Below are 17,573 nucleotides of genomic sequence, written 5' to 3' on the forward strand. Positions count from 1 at the left end.
CGACCATCCGCCCCTTTACACGCCCGTTCGACACAGCGAGACCCCCCATGGCCCAATCCCGAGAGTTACCGGGCATCATCGCCTGGCTCGACCGCGCCTCGGAGCGGCTCGGCACGAGCCTCTCCTGGCTGATCCTTGCGATGATGCTCATCCAGTTCCTGATCGTGGTGCTGCGCTACGCCTTCAGCGTCAACAGCATCCCCATGCAGGAGTCGGTGATGTACCTGCACGCCACGGTGTTCCTGCTGGCCGCCGGCTACACCCTCAAGCATGACGGCCATGTGCGGGTCGATATCTTCTATCGGGCGATGACGCCGAAGCGCAAGGCGCTGGTCGACCTCGCCGGCACCCTCCTGCTGCTGCTGCCGGTGATGGGCTTCGTAATCCTCGCGAGCCTCGGTTACGTCGGCAAGGCCTGGGCGATCCTCGAGGGCTCACCCGACTCCGGCGGCATTCCCGGGGTCTTCCTGCTCAAGACGCTGATCCCGCTGTTCGCCGGCCTGATGATCCTCCAGGGCCTGGTCGAGGCGGTGAAGAACGTCTACGTGCTGACCGGGCGCCTGGCCGCCACCCATGACGACGAGACCCACGAGGAGCACCTCTGATGCTGGAGTTCATGCCGCTGATTCTCTTCGTCGTCATCTGCCTGGTGCTGATGGCCGGCTACCCCGTCGCGCTGTCGCTGGCCGGCACCGCGCTGGCCTTCGCCGGGCTCGGTCTCGGGCTCGAGTCGCTGGGCATCGATGCCCACTTCGATGCCGGCTACCTGGGCGCCTTCCCCAACCGCCTCTACGGCATCATGACCAACCAGACCCTGCTGGCGGTGCCGCTGTTCGTGCTGATGGGCGTGCTGCTGGAGAAGTCCCGGGTCGCCGAGACCCTGCTCGAGGCCATGGCCCTGCTGTTCGGCTCGCTGCGCGGGGGCCTGGGCATCTCGGTGACCCTGGTCGGCATGCTGCTGGCCGCCTCCACCGGCATCGTCGGCGCCACCGTGGTCACCATGGGCCTGATGTCGCTGCCGACCATGCTCAAGCGCGGCTACAGCATGCCGCTGGCCACCGGCACCATCTGCGCCACCGGCACCCTGGGCCAGATCATCCCGCCCTCCATCGCCCTGGTGCTGCTGGGCGACGTGCTCTCCTCCGCCTACCAGCAGGCGCAGCTCTCCATGGGCATCTTCAGCCCCAAGACGGTCTCGGTGGGCGACCTGTTCATGGGCGCGCTGGTACCCGGCCTGGTGCTGGTGGTGTTCTACATCGTCTACGTCGCCCTGGTCGCCTGGTGGAAGCCCGACGCCGCGCCGGCCGTCGACCGCCGCGAGCTGATGGAGGAGCTCGGCCACGAGGGCGGCCTCGGCCTGCTGCTGCTCAAGGGGCTAGTGCCGCCCATCGTGCTGATCGTGGTGGTGCTGGGTTCGATCCTCGGCGGCTTCGCCACCCCCACCGAGGCCTCGGCGGTGGGCGCCTTCGGCGCGCTGATGCTGGCCCTGGCCTATCGCCGCCTGGACCTCGCCACCCTCAAGGAGGTGCTGCGCTCCACCACCCACGTCACCACCATGGTGTTCCTGATCCTGATCGGTGCGGCGCTGTTCTCGCTGGTGTTCCGCGCCTACGGCGGCGAGGAGCTGGTCACCCACCTGTTCGACAACATGCCGGGCGGCGTGGTCGGGGCCACGATCATCGTGATGCTGGTGATCTTCCTGCTCGGCTTCATCCTCGACTTCATCGAGATCACCTTCGTGGTGGTGCCGATCGTCGGGCCGATCCTGCTGGCCATGGGCCTCGACCCCATCTGGCTCGGCATCATGATCGCCATCAACCTGCAGACCTCCTTCCTCACACCGCCCTTCGGCTTCGCGCTCTTCTACCTGCGCGGCGTGGCGCCGGAGTCGGTGCCCACCTCGGCGATCTACAAGGGCGTGATGCCGTTCATCGCGCTGCAGCTGGCCATGCTGCTGGCCCTGGCCTTCCTCCCCGGGCTCGCCACCTGGCTGCCCGACCAGTTCTAGCCGGAGCGTGGAATCGGCCGCCCCGGCGGCCGGGTATAGTGACAAGAACTCCAGCGGGAGGGCGGCAGCCCTCCCCCAACGACCGGTCCGATGCGGGCCACTCTCCCACAACGTACACAACGAGAGGGAATCACATGCAACCGAAAGCACTCGCCATCGCCGTCGGCGCCGCCGGCCTGATGCTGGCCGCGGGTACCGCCCAGGCCCAGGAGACCTTCGAGTGGAAGATGGTCACCTCCTGGCCGAAGAACTTCCCGGGCGTCGGTCAGGGGCCCGAGCGGCTGGCCACCCTGGTCGAGGAGATGTCCGACGGTCGCCTGACCATCGAGGTGTTCGGCGCCGGGCAGCTGGTGCCGGGCTTCGAGGTGTTCGATGCCGTCGCCGGCGGCACCGCCGAGCTGGGCCACTCCGCCTCCTACTACTGGAAGGGCAAGGCGCCGGCCGCCCAGTTCTTCGCCGCCGTGCCCTTCGGCATGAACGCCCAGGAGATGAACGCCTGGCTGCACCATGGCGACGGCCTGACGCTGTGGAACGAGCTGTATGACGACTTCGGCGTCGACGTCATGGCCGCCGGCGCCTCGGGCGTGCAGATGGGCGGCTGGTACAACAAGGAGATCAGCTCCGTCGACGACCTGGACGGCCTGAAGATGCGCATGCCGGGCCTCGGCGGCGAGGTGATGAACCGCATGGGCGTGGCCATCGTCAACATGCCGGGCGGCGAGATCTTCACCTCCCTGCAGTCCGGCGCCATCGACGCCACCGAGTGGATCGGTCCCTACAACGACCTCGCCTTCGGCCTGCACCAGGCCGCCGAGTACTATTACTATCCGGGCTGGCACGAGCCGACGGTGATGTTCGAGGCGATCGTCAACGAGGAGGCCATGGCGTCACTGCCCGCCGACCTGCAGGCGATCCTGCGTACCGCCGTGCGCGACGTGAACGCCGACGTGCTTGACGAGTACACCGCGCGCAACAACGACGCCCTCGAGACCCTGGTCAACGAACACGACGTGGAGCTGCGCCGCCTGCCGGCCGACGTGCTGGCCCAGGCCAAGGAGCACTCCGCCGACGTGGTCGCCGAGCTCGCCGAGTCGAGCGAGATGGCCCGGAAGATCCACGACTCCTACCGGGCCTTCCAGGACAAGGTCGTGAACTATCACGCCATCTCCGAGCAGGCCTACTACAACGCCCGCAACCCGGAGGGCGACACCACCGGCGAGTAGGCACGCCGCCGCCACGCCCAAGAGGGGCCGCCCACGGGCGGCCCCTCGTCGTTACCGGGCGCCTCACCGGCGCGCTTACGTGCAGAGCGGGGCCAGCCAGGCCTCGGCGAGCCACAGCACCAGGGCGTAGCGCGCGCCCTTGGCCACGGCGATCAGCAGGACCGCCCGCCACCAGGGCAGGCGCAGGACCCCGGCCAGCACGGTGAGCGGGTCGCCGATGACCGGCGCCCAGGCCGCCAGCAGGCTCCACTCGCCGAAGCGCCGGTACCAGCGCTCGGCGCGCGCAAGCCCGCCCGCCGAGACCGGAAACCAGCGGCGCCCCTGGAAGTGGCGGGCATAGCGCCCCAGGCCCACGTTGACGAGGCTGCCCAGGGTGTTGCCGACGCTCGCCACGCCCCACAGCCACCATCCCGGCTCGCCCTGGCACCAGAGCCGCGCCAGCCACACCTCGGAGCCGCCGGGCAGCAGGGTGGCGCTGGCCAGCGCCACCAGGAACAGCATCAGCATGGCACCGGGCCCCCTCCCTGCAGTAGGCTAACGGTCCCCTTCGAAAGCAATGACAAGACGCTGATGGCCACCCCCCGCTCGATCCCCAATACCCTGACCATCGCCGGCTCCGACCCGTCCGGCGGCGCCGGCATCCAGGCCGACCTCAAGACCTTCTCGGCCCTGGGCAGCTATGGTACCAGCGTGATCACCGCGCTGACCGCGCAGAACACCCGCGGCGTCACCGGAGTGCACCCGGTACCGGCCGACTTCATCGCCGCCCAGCTCGACACCCTGCTCGACGACATCGCCATCGACGCGGTGAAGATCGGCATGGTGGCCAGCCGCGAGGTGGCCGAGACGATCCGCGAGGGCCTCGCCGCCCGCCGGCCGCCCTGGGTGGTGCTCGACCCGGTGATGGTGGCCAAGAGCGGCGACACCCTGGTGGACGACGCCGGCATCGCCGCGGTGCGCGACTGCCTGGTGCCGCTGGCCGACCTGATCACCCCGAACCTGCCCGAGGCGGCGGTGCTGCTCGACCGCCCGGTGCCCACCGACCGCGCCGGCATGCAGGCGCTGGCCCCCGCGCTGCGCGAGCTGAGCGCCGGGGCGGTGCTGCTCAAGGGCGGCCACCTGCGCGGGGAGGCCTGCCCGGACCTGCTGATCACGGCCGACCGCCTGGCGTGGCTGGAGGCGCCGCGCATCGCCACCGCCAACCTGCACGGCACCGGCTGCACGCTCTCCTCGGCGATCACCGCACGCCTGGCCCTGGGCGACGCCCTGCCCGAGGCGGTGGCCGCCGCCAAGGCCTGGCTGTCCCAGGCACTGGCGCAGAGCCACCGCCTCGCGGTGGGTGAGGGACACGGCCCGGTGCACCACTTCCACGCCTGGTGGTAGGCAGGCGGCCTTGCGCCCTCCCCCCGGGCCACCCATGCTGAGAGCGGTGCCCTCGAGATCTTCCTGCCCGGGAGGGAGTCATCATGAGCCAGACCCTGCTGTTCGCCAGCGACCTCTCCGCCGAGAACCGCGCCGCCTTCGCCCGCGCCGTGCGCCTCGCGGTGGAGAGCGGTGCCCGCCTCGACATCATCCATGTGCTCGACCCCTACCTGCCGCACCGCGTCCTTCACGACCTGGAGGCGGCCGTGGTGGCGGACCTCCACGCCACCCTCACCGACCTGCGGGAGGACTACGCGCTGCCCGAGCCCCAGAGCCTGATCCAGACCATGGCCGGCGCCCCCTACGCCGAGATCATCCGCGAGGCCCACGAGCGCCAGGCCGACATGATCATCCTCGGCGCCCACCGCAAGCGCGGGCAGCCCGACCTGGTGGCCGGCACCACCCTGGCCCGGGTGCTGCGCAGCGCCCCCTGCCCGGTGCTCTCGGTCAGCCACCTGGCGACCCAGGCGTGGCAGGACATCCTGGTACCGGTGGACTTCTCGCTGACCTCGCGGCACACCCTGCGCGAGACCCTCAAGCGCTTCCCGGAGGCGCGCCTGACCCTGCTGCACGCCTGGGACATCCCCGGCGAGCGCGAGCTGGGCTCGAACGGCGACTTCGCCCGCTGGCGCGACCGCGAGGTGGAGCGGCTGCGCACCCAGCTCGAGCGCGAGACCGAGCAGCTGATGAGTGAGCTCGACGACGTCCCGGAGCTCGAGCTGGTGCTCGAGCAGGGCGATCCCCTGGAGGTGCTGATGACGCGCCTGCGTCGCCAGCCGCCGGACCTGCTCGCCCTGGGCAGCCGCGGTCAGCCGGGCCGCCAGAGCCAGATCACCGAGCGCCTGCTCGCCGAGCCCCACTGCGACATCATGCTCTGTCGCGCCTGGTAGGACCGACCAAGCTGTACAGAACCTCAACGCCGTTTCGATGTCCGTAAAAGGACACGCCCGTCCTGCGAGGTTTCCCCATGCCCCTGTTCCTGGCCCGCGTCCTCCTGCTGCTCGCGGCCCTGGGCGCCGCGCTGCCCATTGTCGCCACGGCCTCGTCCACACCGGGCCCCGTCGTGATCGAGGGCGCCCGCTTCCCCGCCACCCTGGAGGTCGGCGAGCGCCGCTACGAGCGCATCGGCCACGGCCTCTTCCGCTACATGATCTGGGACGCCTACGCCGGCGCCTACTACCAGGCGGCGGGCTACCCCCGCCCGGCGCCGCAGTCCGACGTGCCTCGCCGTCTGGAGCTCGAGTACTTCCACGCCATCGAGGCCGGCGACTTCGCCGAGGCGACCCGCGAGCGGGTGCGCAAGGCCCTGCCCGGCGACGAGTTCACCCGCCTCGAACCGCGCCTTGCCGCCTTCAACGGCCGCTACCGCGACGTCCGCCCCGGCGACCGCTACGCCCTGGGCTGGGACGGCGAGGCCCTGACCCTCACACTGAACGGCGAGACCCTCTACTCGGGGGGCGACCCGGCGCTCGCCAATGCGCTGTTCGGCATCTGGCTGGGCGATGACCCGCTGGGCGACGACTTCCGGGACGCCCTGCTGGGGCGCTGAGCGCCCCTCGAGGCGGCGGTCGTGCTAGGCTTTCCCGCCCGAGACATCAGCAAGGAGAGTCCGCCCGATGAAGGCCCTGATCCAGCGCGTGCGACGCGCCAGCGTGGAAGTGGACGAGCGTGAAGTGGGCGCCATCGGCCCGGGGCTGCTGGCCCTGGTGGGGGTCGAGAAGGGCGACGACGAGGCCGCGGCCGACCGGCTGCTGCACAAGCTGCTGCACTACCGGGTCTTCGCCGACGCCGACGGCAAGATGAACCGCAACCTGCAGCAGGCCGAGGGCGGGCTGCTGCTGGTCTCCCAGTTCACCCTGGCCGCCGACACCCGCAAGGGGCTGCGGCCGAGCTTCTCCAGCGCCGCCCCGCCCGCCGAGGGCGAGCGCCTCTTCCACTACCTGCTCGACCGGGCCCGGGCGGCCTGGCCGCAGGTGGCAAGCGGCGAGTTCGCCGCCGACATGCAGGTCGCGCTGGTCAACGACGGGCCGGTCACCTTCCTGCTGGAGGGCTGAGCCTTGCACGCAACGCCCGCGATCAGGCGCACAAGACCAACGCAGATAGCGTTATAGACGGGTAGCGCGGGGCTGATCTGGCGACAAGCCTGCGAGCGGAGCCGGCCTTCCGGAGGCGCTGTGAACCCCTCCCTGGGCGCTACCGACGCCCTGCAGCGCTCTCGCATCCTGCTCCGCTTGCAGGACCGATGCTGGCCGTCCATGGCCAGCCCGTTCGGAGGCATCCTCCTCACCCCTGGCGTAGGACCTCCTCTTCGGCTTGTCCCCAGCGCTCCTTGTTTCCAGTCATTGCGATAGCCCTGTTCAGGCGCCGTTGAGCTCCGCCTCGGCGGCCTCCAGCGCCTCCTCGGCCTCGAGCCAGGCCTGCTCCAGGGCCTCGAGCCGCGACTTGAGCTCGCCCTGGCGGCCCAGGCGCTCGGTGAGCTCCTCCTTGCGCGCCGGGTCGGTATAGAGTTCGGCCTCGCCGAGGCCCTCCTCGACCCCGGCGAGTTCGGCCTGGACCCTCTCCATGGCCTGCTCCGCCCTGTCGCGGTCGCGCTTGAGCGGGCGCAGCTTCTCGCGCAGCTCCGCCGCCGCCCGGCGCGTCGCCTTGCGATCCTCCCGGGGCGCGCTCCCCGCCTCCTGGCGCTCGGCCTTGTCGGCCCGGGCCTCGCGACGCTCGTCCTCCAGGCGGTTCTTGAGCCAGGCCCGGTAGTCCTCCAGGTCGCCGTCGAAGGGCGTGACGCCGTGGTCGGCCACCCGCCAGAACTCGTCCACGGTGGCGCGCAGCAGGTGGCGGTCGTGGGAGACGATGATCACCGTGCCCTCGAAGCTCGCCAGCGCCTCGGTGAGCGCCTCGCGCATCTCCAGGTCCAGGTGGTTGGTGGGCTCGTCGAGCAGCAGCAGGTTGGGCTTCTGCCAGGCCACCAGAGCGAGGGCCAGCCGCGCCTTCTCGCCGCCGGACAAGCGGCCCACCTCGGCGAAGACGTCGTCGCCCTGGAAGCCGAAGCCGCCCAGGAACTTGCGGATGTCCAGGTCGGCCGCGGTGGGCGAGAGGCGCTGCACGTGCTGGAACGGCGTGGCGGCGAGGTCCAACCCCTCCAGCTGGTGCTGGGCGAAGTAGCCGATCGCCAGGTGCTCGCCGGGCACCCGCCGCCCGGCCAGCAGCGGCAGGTCGCCGGTGAGCGACTTGATCAGGGTCGACTTGCCGGCCCCGTTGGGGCCCAGCAGGCCGATGCGGCTGCCCGGCAGCAGGGTCACCTTGACGTCGTCGAGCTGCGTCGTCTCGTGGCCGTCGGCGTGACGGTAGCCGAGGCGCGCCTCGTCGAGTACCAGCAGCGGGTGGGAGCTCTTGTCGGCCGAGGGGATGGTGAAGTGGAAGGGCGAGTCGGCATGGGCCACGGCGATGTCGCCCATGCGCTCGAGCATCTTCAGGCGGCTCTGGGCGGCCCGCGCCTTGGTCGCCTTGGCGCGAAAGCGCGCCACGAAGCGCTCGATCTCCTCGCGGCGGGCCTGCTGCTTGGCGGCCTCGGCCTGCTGCAGGGCCAGCTTCTCGGCGCGGGTGCGCTCGAAGGTGGTGTAGTTGCCGCGATAGAGTACCAGTGACTGGCGATCGAAGTGCACGATGTGGTCGCACACGGCGTCGAGGAAATCGCGGTCGTGGGAGATCAGCAGCAGGGTGCCGGGATAGCGGGCGAGCCACTGCTCGAGCCACAGCAGGGCATCTAGGTCCAGGTGGTTGGTCGGCTCGTCGAGCAGCAGCAGGTCGGAGGGCTTGAAGAGCGTGCGCGCCAGGTTGACGCGCATGCGCCAGCCGCCGGAGAAGGCCGACAGCGGCCGCGTCAGGTCGGCCTGGACGAAGCCCAGCCCCACCAGCAGCTGGGCGGCCCGGGCCGGGGCGCTGTAGCCGTCCAGCGCCTCGATGGCGCCGTGCAGCTCGGCCTCGCGGTGGGCCTCGCCCGCCTCGCGGGCCCGCTCCAGGGCCGCCTCGGTGCGCCGCAGCTCGCGGTCGCCGTCGAGCACATAGTCGACGATGGAGCGCTCCAGGGCCTCCACCTCCTGATCCATGTGGGCGATGCGCTGCCCGCCGCTCATCTCGACCTCGCCCTTGTCCGGGGCGAGCTCGCCGAGCAGCAGCTTGAACAGGCTGGACTTGCCCGCGCCGTTGGGCCCGACGATCCCCGCCTTGTGGCCGGCATGCAGGGTCAGGTCGGCCCCCTCCAGCAGGGTCTGGGTGCCGCGTTGCAGGGAAACTTGGCGCAGTGCGATCATGCAGGCTCCACTCGACGGTCGGTGAGGCCGCCGCCCAGGGGCGACAGCGTGTCATGAGCCATGATTCTACCCAATTGCCCGACGCTCTGCGGGCCCGTCTGCTGAGCGCCCCGCTCTGGGAGTTCGCGCTGGCCCTCTACGGGCGCGACGGGGTCGAGGCGGCCTGCCTGACGCTGCAGGACGAGGCCGGCGTCGATGTCTGCGAGCTGCTCTGGCACTGCTGGCTCTATCGCCACGGCCTGGCCTGCGAGGCCCCGCCCGACGGCGTGCGCCACTGGCAGCGCGACGTCACGGCACCGCTGCGCCGCCTGCGCCGGGCCCTCAAGGCCGAGGCCCGGACCGACGAGGGCGTCGCCGAGCTGCGCGCCACCCTCCAGCGGGCCGAGCTCCAGGCCGAGCGCGAGGCCCTCACGCGCCTGCAGCGCCTGGCCCTGAGCGGGACCGGCATCCGTCCACTTCCTGACCCGCCGCCCGACCCGCTCGAGCTTCTCGCCGCGCGCTTTCACCTCAGAGAAGCGTCATATCTTATTGAACTTAAGATGCTAATAAGCCAGCTTGACCCCTCATAGCGGCCACGCTAGCCTGAAATTCAGTTGCGTGAATGCCATGTTCACCAGATACCCGGCGATGGGGCATATCATCTCGGGAAAACCTGTAGAGGGATCACAAGAATGAAGTCACAGAAGCTGTTGACGAGCGCCGGTATCGGCGCCCTGATGGTTGGCATGACCTCCGCCGCGATGGCCGACAACTGGCGCTATGCCCACGAAGAGTACGAGGGCGACGTGCAGGACGTCTTCGCGGTCGCCTTCAAGGACTACATCGAGGCCAACTCCGATCACACCCTGCAGATCTATCGCTTCGGCGAGCTCGGTGAGTCCGACGACATCATGGAGCAGACCCAGAACGGCATCCTGCAGTTCGTCAACCAGTCTCCTGGCTTCACCGGTGCGCTGATTCCCGAGGCACAGATCTTCTTCATCCCCTATCTGATGCCCACCGACATGGACCAGGTGCTCAAGTTCTTCGACGAGAGCCAGGCCATCAACGAGATGTTCCCGGAGCTCTACGCCGAGCAGGGACTCGAGCTGCTGCAGATGTATCCGGAAGGCGAGATGGTGGTCACCGCCAACGAGCCGATCACCTCGCCGGCGGACTTCGAGAACAAGAAGATCCGCACCATGACCAACCCGCTGCTGGCCGAGACCTACAGCGCCTTCGGCGCCACACCGACCCCGCTGCCCTGGGGCGAGGTCTACGGCGGCCTGCAGACCGGCATCATCGACGGCCAGGAAAACCCGATCTTCTGGATCGAGTCCGGCGGCCTCTACGAGGTGTCGCCGCACCTGACCTTCACCAGCCACGGCTGGTTCACCACCGCGATGATGGCCAACCAGGACTTCTTCGAGGACCTCTCCGACGAGGACAAGGCGCTGGTGCGCGCCGCCTCCGACGCGGCCTACGATCACACCATCGAGCACATCCAGGGGCTCGCCGAGGAGTCGCTGGAGAAGATCCAGGCCGCCTCCGACGAGGTCACCGTGACGCGCCTGGACGATGAGCAGATCGCCGCCTTCAAGGAGCGTGCTCCCCAGGTCGAGGAAGAGTTCGTCGACATGACCGGCGAGCGCGGCAAGGAGCTGCTCGAGCAGTTCAAGGCCGACCTCGAGGCCGTGAAGGACGACGCGGAGTAAGCGCGACCCACGTCGCCCTGACAGGGGGGTGGCCTGCCCGGGCCACCCCCCTGCTGTTTCTGGACAGGAAATTTCCGGGCATGCACGAGCGTGCACAGAGCGTTGAGGTCCCGGGTCTCGGCGTCTGAGTGCGACACGTATGCTGGCCCTACGGGCAACCATTTTCCCCGCATCGCATGCTGAAAGGGAGCGCGGACATGACCGAAGAAGAGTCCGAAAAGCATTATCGCTCGGGGTTACCGGGCTTTCTGGGCACCATCGACACCTTCATCAGCAAGCTCGAGGCGATCATCCTGGCGCTCGGCGTGCTGCTGATGGCCTTCAATACGATCGCCAACGTCATTGCCCGCTTCGTCTTCGGCGACAGCATCTACTTCTCGGGCGAGATCAACCGCATCCTGATCATCATGATCACCTTCGCCGGCATCGGCTACGCCGCCCGGCACGGCCGGCATATTCGCATGTCGGCCATCTACGATGCGCTGCCCGTCGGCGGGCGCAAGGTGCTGATGATCTTCATCGCCCTGATCACGTCGCTGGTGATGTTCTTCCTGCTCTATTACTCGGTCATCTACATCCTGGACCTCTACGACAAGGGCAGGATCCTGCCGGCACTGAGCTTCCCGATCTGGATCATCTATGTCTGGGCACCGCTCGGCTTTCTGATCACCGGCATCCAGTACCTGCTCACCGCGATCAAGAACCTGACGTCGCGGGACGTCTACCTGTCGACCGGCGTGCTCGACGGCTACAAGGATACGGAAACGGAAGTCTGACGGAGGGCAGTACGCCCGGGGGAACGCACGATGACGACAATAATGGTTACCACCATGATCGCCCTGCTGCTGCTGGGCTTTCCCATGATGATCCCGCTGATCACCGCGGCGGTCATCGGTTTCTTCATGATGTTCAACGGCCTGGGCCAGATGGATACGCTGATCCAGCAGATGATGGCGGGTATCCGCCCGGCCTCGCTGATCGCGGTGCCGATGTTCATCCTCGCCGCGGACATCATGACCCGCGGGCAGTCGGCCGACCGCCTGATCGCCATGGTGATGTCCTTCATCGGCCATGTGAAGGGCGGGCTCGCGGTCAGCACCGCCGCCTCCTGCACCCTGTTCGGCGCCGTATCGGGGTCCACCCAGGCCACCGTGGTGGCCGTCGGGTCGCCGCTGCGCCCCAAGATGCTCAAGGCGGGCTACTCCGACTCCTTCACCCTGGCGCTGATCATCAACGCCAGCGACATCGCCTTCCTGATCCCGCCAAGCATCGGCATGATCATCTACGGGGTCATCTCGGGCACCTCCATCGGCGAGCTGTTCATCGCCGGCATCGGCCCCGGCCTGCTGATCCTGCTGATGTTCTCCCTCTACTGCGTGATCTATGCCACGGTGCGCAAGGTCCCCACCGAGCCGAAGTCGAGCTGGGGCGAGCGCTTCACCGCGGTGCGCCAGGCGCTGTGGCCGCTGGGCTTCCCGGTGATCATCGTCGGCGGCATCTACGGCGGCATCTTCAGCCCTACCGAGGCGGCGGCGGCCTGCGTGCTCTACGCCGTCTTCCTGGAGTTCCTGATCTTCCGCTCCCTGAAGCTCCCGGACATCTACCAGATCGCCAAGTCCACCGGCCTGATCACCGCCGTGGTCTTCATCCTGGTGGCGGTGGGCAACGGCTTCTCCTGGATCATCTCCTTCGCCCAGATCCCCCAGGAACTGCTGGCGGCCGCCGGCATCAACGAGGCGGGCCCCACCGGCGTGCTGATCGCCATCTGCATCGCCTTCTTCGTGGCCTGCATGTTCGTCGACCCCATCGTGGTGATCCTGGTGCTGACGCCGATCTTCGCCCCGGCCATCGAGGCCACGGGCCTCGACCCGGTGCTGGTGGGCATCCTGATCACCCTGCAGGTGGCCATCGGCTCGGCGACCCCGCCCTTCGGCTGCGACATCTTCAAGCGGCCCTACCTCGACGTGATCAAGGGCACGCCGCCCTTCATCATGATCCTGGTGCTGGCGGCGGCTCTGCTGATCCTGTTTCCGCAGATTGCCCTCTTCCTTCGCGACCTGGCCTTCCGGTAAGGCGCGCGTCCTGGCCTGAGGAGAACGACGATCATGTTCAATCGCATACTGGTCCCGGTGGACGGCTCCAAGGGGGCCATGAAGGCCCTCGAGAAGGGCGCGGGCCTGCAGATGCTCACCGGCGCCGAGCTCTACATCCTGTGCGTCTTCAAGCACCACAGCCTGCTCGAGGCCTCGCTCTCCATGGTGCGCCCCGACAAGCTGGACCTGCCCGACGACGTGCTCAAGGAGTACGCCACCGAGATCGCCGTGCATGCCAAGGCCCAGGCCGTGGAGCTCGGCGTGCCCTCGGATCGGGTGCGCGCCTTCGTCAAGGGCGGCCGCCCCTCGCGCACCATCGTGCGCTTCGCCCGCAAGCGCGAGTGCGATCTGATCGTGATCGGCTCCCAGGGCACCAACGGCGACAAGAGCCTGCTGCTGGGCAGCGTCGCCCAGCGGGTGGCCGGCTCGGCCCACTGCCCCACCCTGATCACCTGAGCCCGTCGCGGGGCGCCAGCGGACCGGTTTGCCGGCATCCTCCACGGATGCGGAACCGGTTCGGCACTGTTAGAGTCCCAGAAAGCTGATCCGACTAGACCCATTCATCCACGGCGCCGCGGCGCCGGACCACAAGGTTGTTTCATGAAGACACTGCTGACCACCGCCTCCCTCACGGCCCTGCTCACCGCCGCTCCGCTGGCCCTGGCCGCTCCGGAAACCGAGGACGAGAAGCTGAGCTACAGCCTCGGCGTGACCCTGGGCCAGAGCATCCAGCAGGACGTCGAGGACCTCGACATCGACGCCTTCACCCAGGCCATTCGCGATGTCTTCGGCGGCGACGAGCTGGAGATGAGCGACCAGGAGATGGCCGAGGCCCTGACCGCCTTCCAGCAGCAGGCCATGGCCGCCCGTCAGGCCGAGGAAGAGCAGAAGGCCGCCGCCAACCGCGCTGAGGGCGAGGCCTACCTGGCCGAGAACGCCGAGCAGGAGGGGGTGACGGTCACCGACTCCGGTCTGCAGTACCGCGAGCTGGAGAGCGGCGACGGCGCCACCCCCGCGGCCGGCGATACCGTCGAGGTCCACTACGAGGGGACGCTGATCGACGGCACCGTCTTCGACAGCTCCTACCAGCGCGGCGAGCCGGTCAGCTTCCAGGTCGGTCAGGTCATCGAGGGCTGGCAGGAGGCCCTGCAGCTGATGAGCGTGGGCGATACCTGGGAAGTCGTGATCCCCTCCGAGCTCGCCTACGGCGCCCAGGGCCAGGGCCCCATCGGCCCCCACGAGACCCTGGTCTTCAAGGTCGAGCTGCTCGACGTCAGCGGTGAGTGATCCGGCCGCGAGGCGCCGCGGCCTGGCCATCGCCGCCGGTCTGCCGATCACCGGACTGCCGGCCACCGCGCTCTGCCTGAGCCTGGGGCTCGGCACCGCTCTTCCGGCCATCGCCCAGGAGACGCCGCCCCCCCTGCCCCGCCTCGCCCTCGCCGCGGACGACACCAGCGTGATCGGGGTCTCCTCGGGGGGCTACATGGCCACCCAGCTGGCGGTGGCCTGGCCGGCGCGCTTCCAGGGCCTCGGCGTGCTCGCCGCCGGTCCCTGGGCCTGTGCCCAGGGCTCGCTGAGCCTGGCCCTGGGCCAGTGCATGGGGACCCACAAGGGCCCGCCCGACCTCGAGCCCCTGGCCGAGCGCCATCGTGACTACCGCGAACGCGACCTGGTCGGCGACGCCGAGGCGCTCGCCGACCTGCGGGTGTTCCTCTGGCACGGCGGCGAGGACGACACCGTGGCCCCGGCACTGGGCCGCGCGCTGGCCGAACAGTTCCGCGCCTGGCTGGCCGCGCCCGACGACCAGCTGCACGTCGTGGAGAGCGAGGGAGCCGGCCACGGCTGGCCGGTGGCGGCGGACAGCCCGGCCCCCGTGGAGGCACTGGCGGACTGCCGCGAGGGAGGGGCCACGCACCTGCTGGCCTGCGACCTCGACATCGCCGGCGAGGCGCTCGGCTGGCTGCACGGCGAGCTCACCCCGCCCGAAGCCGCGGCGCGCGCCGGCCAGCTGATCGCCTTCGACCAGGCGGACTTCGATGCCCGGGGCCTCGCCGACCGCGGCTATCTCTTCGTGCCGGAGTCGTGCGAGGCGGGCGGCTGCGCGCTGACCGTGGCACTGCACGGCTGCGCCATGGGCGCGGAGCAGATCGGCGAGACCTTCGTGCGCCACAGCGGCCTGAACGACTGGGCCGCGGCCAACCAGCGGGTGGTGCTCTACCCCCAGGCGGAGAGCAGCCTGCCCAATCCTCAGGGATGCTGGGACTGGTGGGGCTTCGCCGAGAGCACCTGGCAGCTCGATCCGCTGCACGATACCCGTGAGGGGACCCAGACCAGCGCGCTGATGGCCATGATCGAGCGCCTGCAGGCCGCGCCCGACGCCCCCTGAGCCGACGGGCCGGAGGCGTCAGCCCTCCGCCAGGACCTGCTCCAGGGCCGCCTGGAGCGGGCCCGAGGTGGGGGAGTGCAGGACGCGACGCTGGATCTCGCCGTCGCGGTCGACCAGGAACAGCGAGGCGCTATGGTCGATGGTATAGCCCATGGCGGAGTCCGGGGTCTCCACCTTGCGCCAGATCACCCCATAGCGCTCGGCCAGCTCCTCGAGGGCCCCCTGGCTACCGGTGGCGCCGATGAACCCCTCGCCGAAGAACGCCAGATACTCCTCCAGCCGTGCCAGGGTGTCACGCTCGGGGTCCACCGACACCATCAGCGGGACCACCCGGCGGCGCTGCTCGGGGGAGAGCCGCTCCATGGCCTGGCGAACCACGGCGAGGCTCATCGGGCAGACATCCGGGCACCAGGTGTAGCCGAAGAAGACCACCGCCAGCTGGTCATCGTCGAGCTGGCGCAACGAGAACTCGCCCTCGGTCGACGGCAGCGCGATCGGGCCGCCCTCGGGCTCCCCCTCGACCGGCGACGTCGCCTGCAGATAGAGGGCCACGCCCACCGCCACCAGCAGCGCCAGCGCCGACGCCAGTCCCCACCGCATGCCCCGCCGCGTCATCATCATCGTCTCTCCACCTCGAAGTCGAACCAGCTTCCCAGACGCCCCCGGGGCGTGTCCACGACCACCTTCGCCCGCCAGGGCATGACCGCCTCGGTGCAGATCGAGACCTGCCCCTCGCCGCGAAAGGCCCCGTCGCCCTCGGCCGTGAGGGGAAAGCGATGCAGCCCCATGTCCATCTCGCGGCCGACGAAGTCGACCCGCACGGCCTCGGCCGTCGTGCCGGACACCCGCACCTCCAGCGGCAGGCGCTCGAGGGGCCGGATCGGCCCCTCGGTGACCACCGTCAGGCTCAGCTCGGCGCCGCCCCCCAGCCGCGCGGTACAGGGGGCCGCGGACGGATCGCAGGCGGCCGTGGCCGGCGGCATCCAGCGCACCTCGGCCTCGTCGCGCAGGCTGTAGCGGGTGAGGTACCAGAGGGCCACGGCCAGGGTCAGCAGGGTGACGGTGATCAGCAGCGGCAGCAGCGGCAGGCGCGACGCGCCGCTCGACGACGGGATACGCGGGGGCATGGCGAAGCGCGGAGCCTCCATCGATGGCAAGATGCGGGTAAGCTTACCAGCATTTGCCGGCATCGCAGTGCGCAAGGATGTCGCAGGGAAGGACCACGAGGAGGTGTTATGGAAGGCGTTGGCGGTGCACTGGGCCCCCTGTTCCTGATGATCCTGCTGGGGGCCGGGCTCGGCCGCTGGCGCCAGCCCGGCGGCGATTTCTGGCCGCAGCTGGAGCGGCTGATCTACTTCCTGCTGTTTCCCGCCATGCTGGTCTCGACCCTCGCCGAGGCGGACGTCGGCCAGGTGCCGGTGGCGCGCCTCGCCCTGGCGCTGCTCGGCGCCCTGGGGCTGTTCGGCCTGCTGCTGTGGGGGCTGCGGCGGCGCCTCGGCCTCGCCCCGGCCGCCTTCACCTCGACCCTGCAGGGGGCGCTGCGCTTCAACACCTACGTCGGCGTGGCCGGCGCCGCGGCGCTGCATGGCACGGCCGGCACCACGGTGGCGGCGGTCGCCGTGGCGCTGCTGGTGCCGATGGTCAACGTGCTCTGCGTGGCCAGCTTCATCGCCGCGGGCACCCTGGGCCGGGCGAGCCTGGGGCGCAGCCTGGGCGCCCTGGCGCGCAACCCGCTGATCCTCGCCTGCCTGGCCGGCATCGGCCTGAACGCAAGCGGCATCGGCCTGCCCGGCTGGAGCGCGGCCACCGTGGAGCTGCTGGGCCGTGCCGCCCTGCCGCTGGGCCTGGTGGCCGTGGGCGTGGCGCTGCGCCCCGCCGCACTGCTGCGCCGGGATCGCGGCGTCTGGGTCGCCAACCTGATCAAGCTGGTGCTGATGCCCGCGGCGGTGCTGGCGCTGGCCCTGCTGCTCGGCCTGGACCCGGTGACCCGGGACGTGGCGCTGCTCTTCGCCGCCCTGCCCACCGCCACCTCGGCCTATATCCTGGCGCGGCAGCTGGGCGGCGACGCCGAGCTGATGGCGGCGCTGATCACCGGCCAGACGCTGCTGGCCATGCTGACCCTGCCCCTGTGGTTGAAGCTGGTCGGTTGACGCGGGTCGGGCGCGGGAGACGCGACATCACGGCGGGCGCCCTGGGCCGACACTTAACGAAAACACTTCTTGTTTGCATTGACGGCGCAAACGAGAATGATTATTCTGCAGGGGTGGCGTGGATGAGGCGCCACGACCGGACAGGACCCCTGCCAGTGTCCTGTCGGGATTTCTCCCTCTCATTGTTTGTCACGGTTCTTGTCGCCGCCCCCTCGGGCGGCGTTTTTTTGTGCGCTCGTCATATGCCCCAACGCAGGACGCCCCCGGGATCGGGCGATCGCCGGGGGCGTCTG

At 69.7% G+C, this 17,573-nt stretch carries 19 protein-coding genes; 15 read left to right on the forward strand and 4 right to left on the reverse strand.

Annotated features, from left to right (window positions below; all coding sequences use genetic code 11):
- The first annotated feature begins 47 nt into the window (after positions 1-47).
- From FIU83_RS16880 to FIU83_RS16890, 3 genes are all read left to right on the forward strand, one after another.
- Positions 48-605, forward strand: a complete 558-nt coding sequence (locus FIU83_RS16880) for a TRAP transporter small permease subunit (protein ID WP_152485094.1) — start codon at positions 48-50, stop codon at positions 603-605.
- Positions 605-2,008, forward strand: a complete 1,404-nt coding sequence (locus FIU83_RS16885) for a TRAP transporter large permease subunit (protein ID WP_152485095.1) — start codon at positions 605-607, stop codon at positions 2,006-2,008. The genes FIU83_RS16880 and FIU83_RS16885 overlap by 1 nt, the downstream gene beginning before the upstream one ends.
- A gap of 134 nt (positions 2,009-2,142) precedes the next feature.
- Complete coding sequence (locus FIU83_RS16890) at positions 2,143-3,231, forward strand: TRAP transporter substrate-binding protein (RefSeq protein ID WP_152485096.1); 1,089 nt, start codon at positions 2,143-2,145, stop codon at positions 3,229-3,231.
- 75 nt (positions 3,232-3,306) lie between these two features.
- Here the strand turns inward: FIU83_RS16890 and FIU83_RS16895 are convergent, their stop codons facing one another.
- Entirely contained in the window at positions 3,307-3,738 is a 432-nt protein-coding gene (locus FIU83_RS16895) for a YqaA family protein (protein WP_152485097.1), read from the reverse strand.
- Between the two features lie 63 nt (positions 3,739-3,801).
- Between FIU83_RS16895 and thiD the strand changes: the two genes are divergently transcribed.
- The 4 genes from thiD to dtd all read left to right on the forward strand — a co-directional run bounded on the left by thiD (position 3,802) and on the right by dtd (position 6,707).
- Positions 3,802-4,614 carry a bifunctional hydroxymethylpyrimidine kinase/phosphomethylpyrimidine kinase gene (gene thiD / locus FIU83_RS16900; RefSeq protein WP_152485098.1) on the forward strand — a complete coding sequence of 271 codons (813 nt, stop codon included), beginning with the start codon at positions 3,802-3,804 and terminating at the stop codon, positions 4,612-4,614.
- Positions 4,615-4,697: 83 nt separating this feature from the next.
- Entirely contained in the window at positions 4,698-5,543 is an 846-nt protein-coding gene (locus tag FIU83_RS16905; protein ID WP_152485099.1) for a universal stress protein, read from the forward strand.
- A 77-nt stretch (positions 5,544-5,620) separates the two neighbouring features.
- Positions 5,621-6,202: a chalcone isomerase family protein gene (locus FIU83_RS16910; protein WP_152485100.1), complete on the forward strand. Its 582-nt coding sequence runs from the start codon at positions 5,621-5,623 to the stop codon at positions 6,200-6,202.
- Between the two features lie 67 nt (positions 6,203-6,269).
- Positions 6,270-6,707, forward strand: a complete 438-nt coding sequence (gene dtd / locus FIU83_RS16915) for a D-aminoacyl-tRNA deacylase (protein ID WP_152485101.1) — start codon at positions 6,270-6,272, stop codon at positions 6,705-6,707.
- A gap of 303 nt (positions 6,708-7,010) precedes the next feature.
- On the opposite strand, the gene FIU83_RS16920 is transcribed toward dtd, so the two are convergent.
- Positions 7,011-8,957, reverse strand: coding sequence for an ABC-F family ATP-binding cassette domain-containing protein (locus tag FIU83_RS16920; protein ID WP_152485102.1), 1,947 nt, complete (start codon positions 8,955-8,957; stop codon positions 7,011-7,013).
- A 53-nt stretch (positions 8,958-9,010) separates the two neighbouring features.
- Between FIU83_RS16920 and FIU83_RS16925 the strand changes: the two genes are divergently transcribed.
- The 7 genes from FIU83_RS16925 (at position 9,011) to FIU83_RS16955 (ending at position 15,130) form a co-directional block, all read left to right on the forward strand.
- Entirely contained in the window at positions 9,011-9,526 is a 516-nt protein-coding gene (locus FIU83_RS16925; protein ID WP_152485103.1) for a TIGR02444 family protein, read from the forward strand.
- 102 nt (positions 9,527-9,628) lie between these two features.
- On the forward strand, positions 9,629-10,651 hold the full coding sequence (dctP, locus tag FIU83_RS16930) for a TRAP transporter substrate-binding protein DctP (RefSeq protein WP_152485104.1): 1,023 nt from the start codon (positions 9,629-9,631) through the stop codon (positions 10,649-10,651).
- 197 nt (positions 10,652-10,848) lie between these two features.
- The gene (locus FIU83_RS16935; RefSeq protein ID WP_152485105.1) at positions 10,849-11,427 is read left to right on the forward strand and encodes a TRAP transporter small permease; all 579 of its coding nucleotides are present in this window, start codon (positions 10,849-10,851) and stop codon (positions 11,425-11,427) included.
- 30 nt (positions 11,428-11,457) lie between these two features.
- Positions 11,458-12,723 carry a TRAP transporter large permease gene (locus tag FIU83_RS16940; RefSeq protein ID WP_152485106.1) on the forward strand — a complete coding sequence of 422 codons (1,266 nt, stop codon included), beginning with the start codon at positions 11,458-11,460 and terminating at the stop codon, positions 12,721-12,723.
- 33 nt (positions 12,724-12,756) lie between these two features.
- Positions 12,757-13,200: a universal stress protein gene (locus FIU83_RS16945; protein ID WP_152485107.1), complete on the forward strand. Its 444-nt coding sequence runs from the start codon at positions 12,757-12,759 to the stop codon at positions 13,198-13,200.
- Between the two features lie 144 nt (positions 13,201-13,344).
- Positions 13,345-14,031, forward strand: a complete 687-nt coding sequence (locus tag FIU83_RS16950; protein ID WP_152485108.1) for an FKBP-type peptidyl-prolyl cis-trans isomerase — start codon at positions 13,345-13,347, stop codon at positions 14,029-14,031.
- The gene (locus FIU83_RS16955; RefSeq protein ID WP_253939503.1) at positions 14,024-15,130 is read left to right on the forward strand and encodes a poly(3-hydroxybutyrate) depolymerase; all 1,107 of its coding nucleotides are present in this window, start codon (positions 14,024-14,026) and stop codon (positions 15,128-15,130) included. Before FIU83_RS16950 ends, FIU83_RS16955 begins: the two co-directional genes overlap by 8 nt.
- 18 nt (positions 15,131-15,148) lie before the next feature.
- On the opposite strand, the gene FIU83_RS16960 is transcribed toward FIU83_RS16955, so the two are convergent.
- Both FIU83_RS16960 and FIU83_RS16965 read right to left on the reverse strand, forming a co-directional pair.
- Complete coding sequence (locus tag FIU83_RS16960; protein ID WP_152485417.1) at positions 15,149-15,748, reverse strand: SCO family protein; 600 nt, start codon at positions 15,746-15,748, stop codon at positions 15,149-15,151.
- The gene (locus tag FIU83_RS16965) at positions 15,748-16,257 is read right to left on the reverse strand and encodes a hypothetical protein (RefSeq protein ID WP_152485109.1); all 510 of its coding nucleotides are present in this window, start codon (positions 16,255-16,257) and stop codon (positions 15,748-15,750) included. The genes FIU83_RS16960 and FIU83_RS16965 overlap by 1 nt, the downstream gene beginning before the upstream one ends.
- 108 nt (positions 16,258-16,365) lie before the next feature.
- Between FIU83_RS16965 and FIU83_RS16970 the strand changes: the two genes are divergently transcribed.
- Complete coding sequence (locus tag FIU83_RS16970) at positions 16,366-17,280, forward strand: AEC family transporter (protein ID WP_152485110.1); 915 nt, start codon at positions 16,366-16,368, stop codon at positions 17,278-17,280.
- Positions 17,281-17,573 lie beyond the last annotated feature (293 nt).

The sequence above is a fragment of the Halomonas sp. THAF5a genome, from assembly GCF_009363755.1.
Classification (GTDB): Bacteria; Pseudomonadota; Gammaproteobacteria; order Pseudomonadales; family Halomonadaceae; genus Halomonas.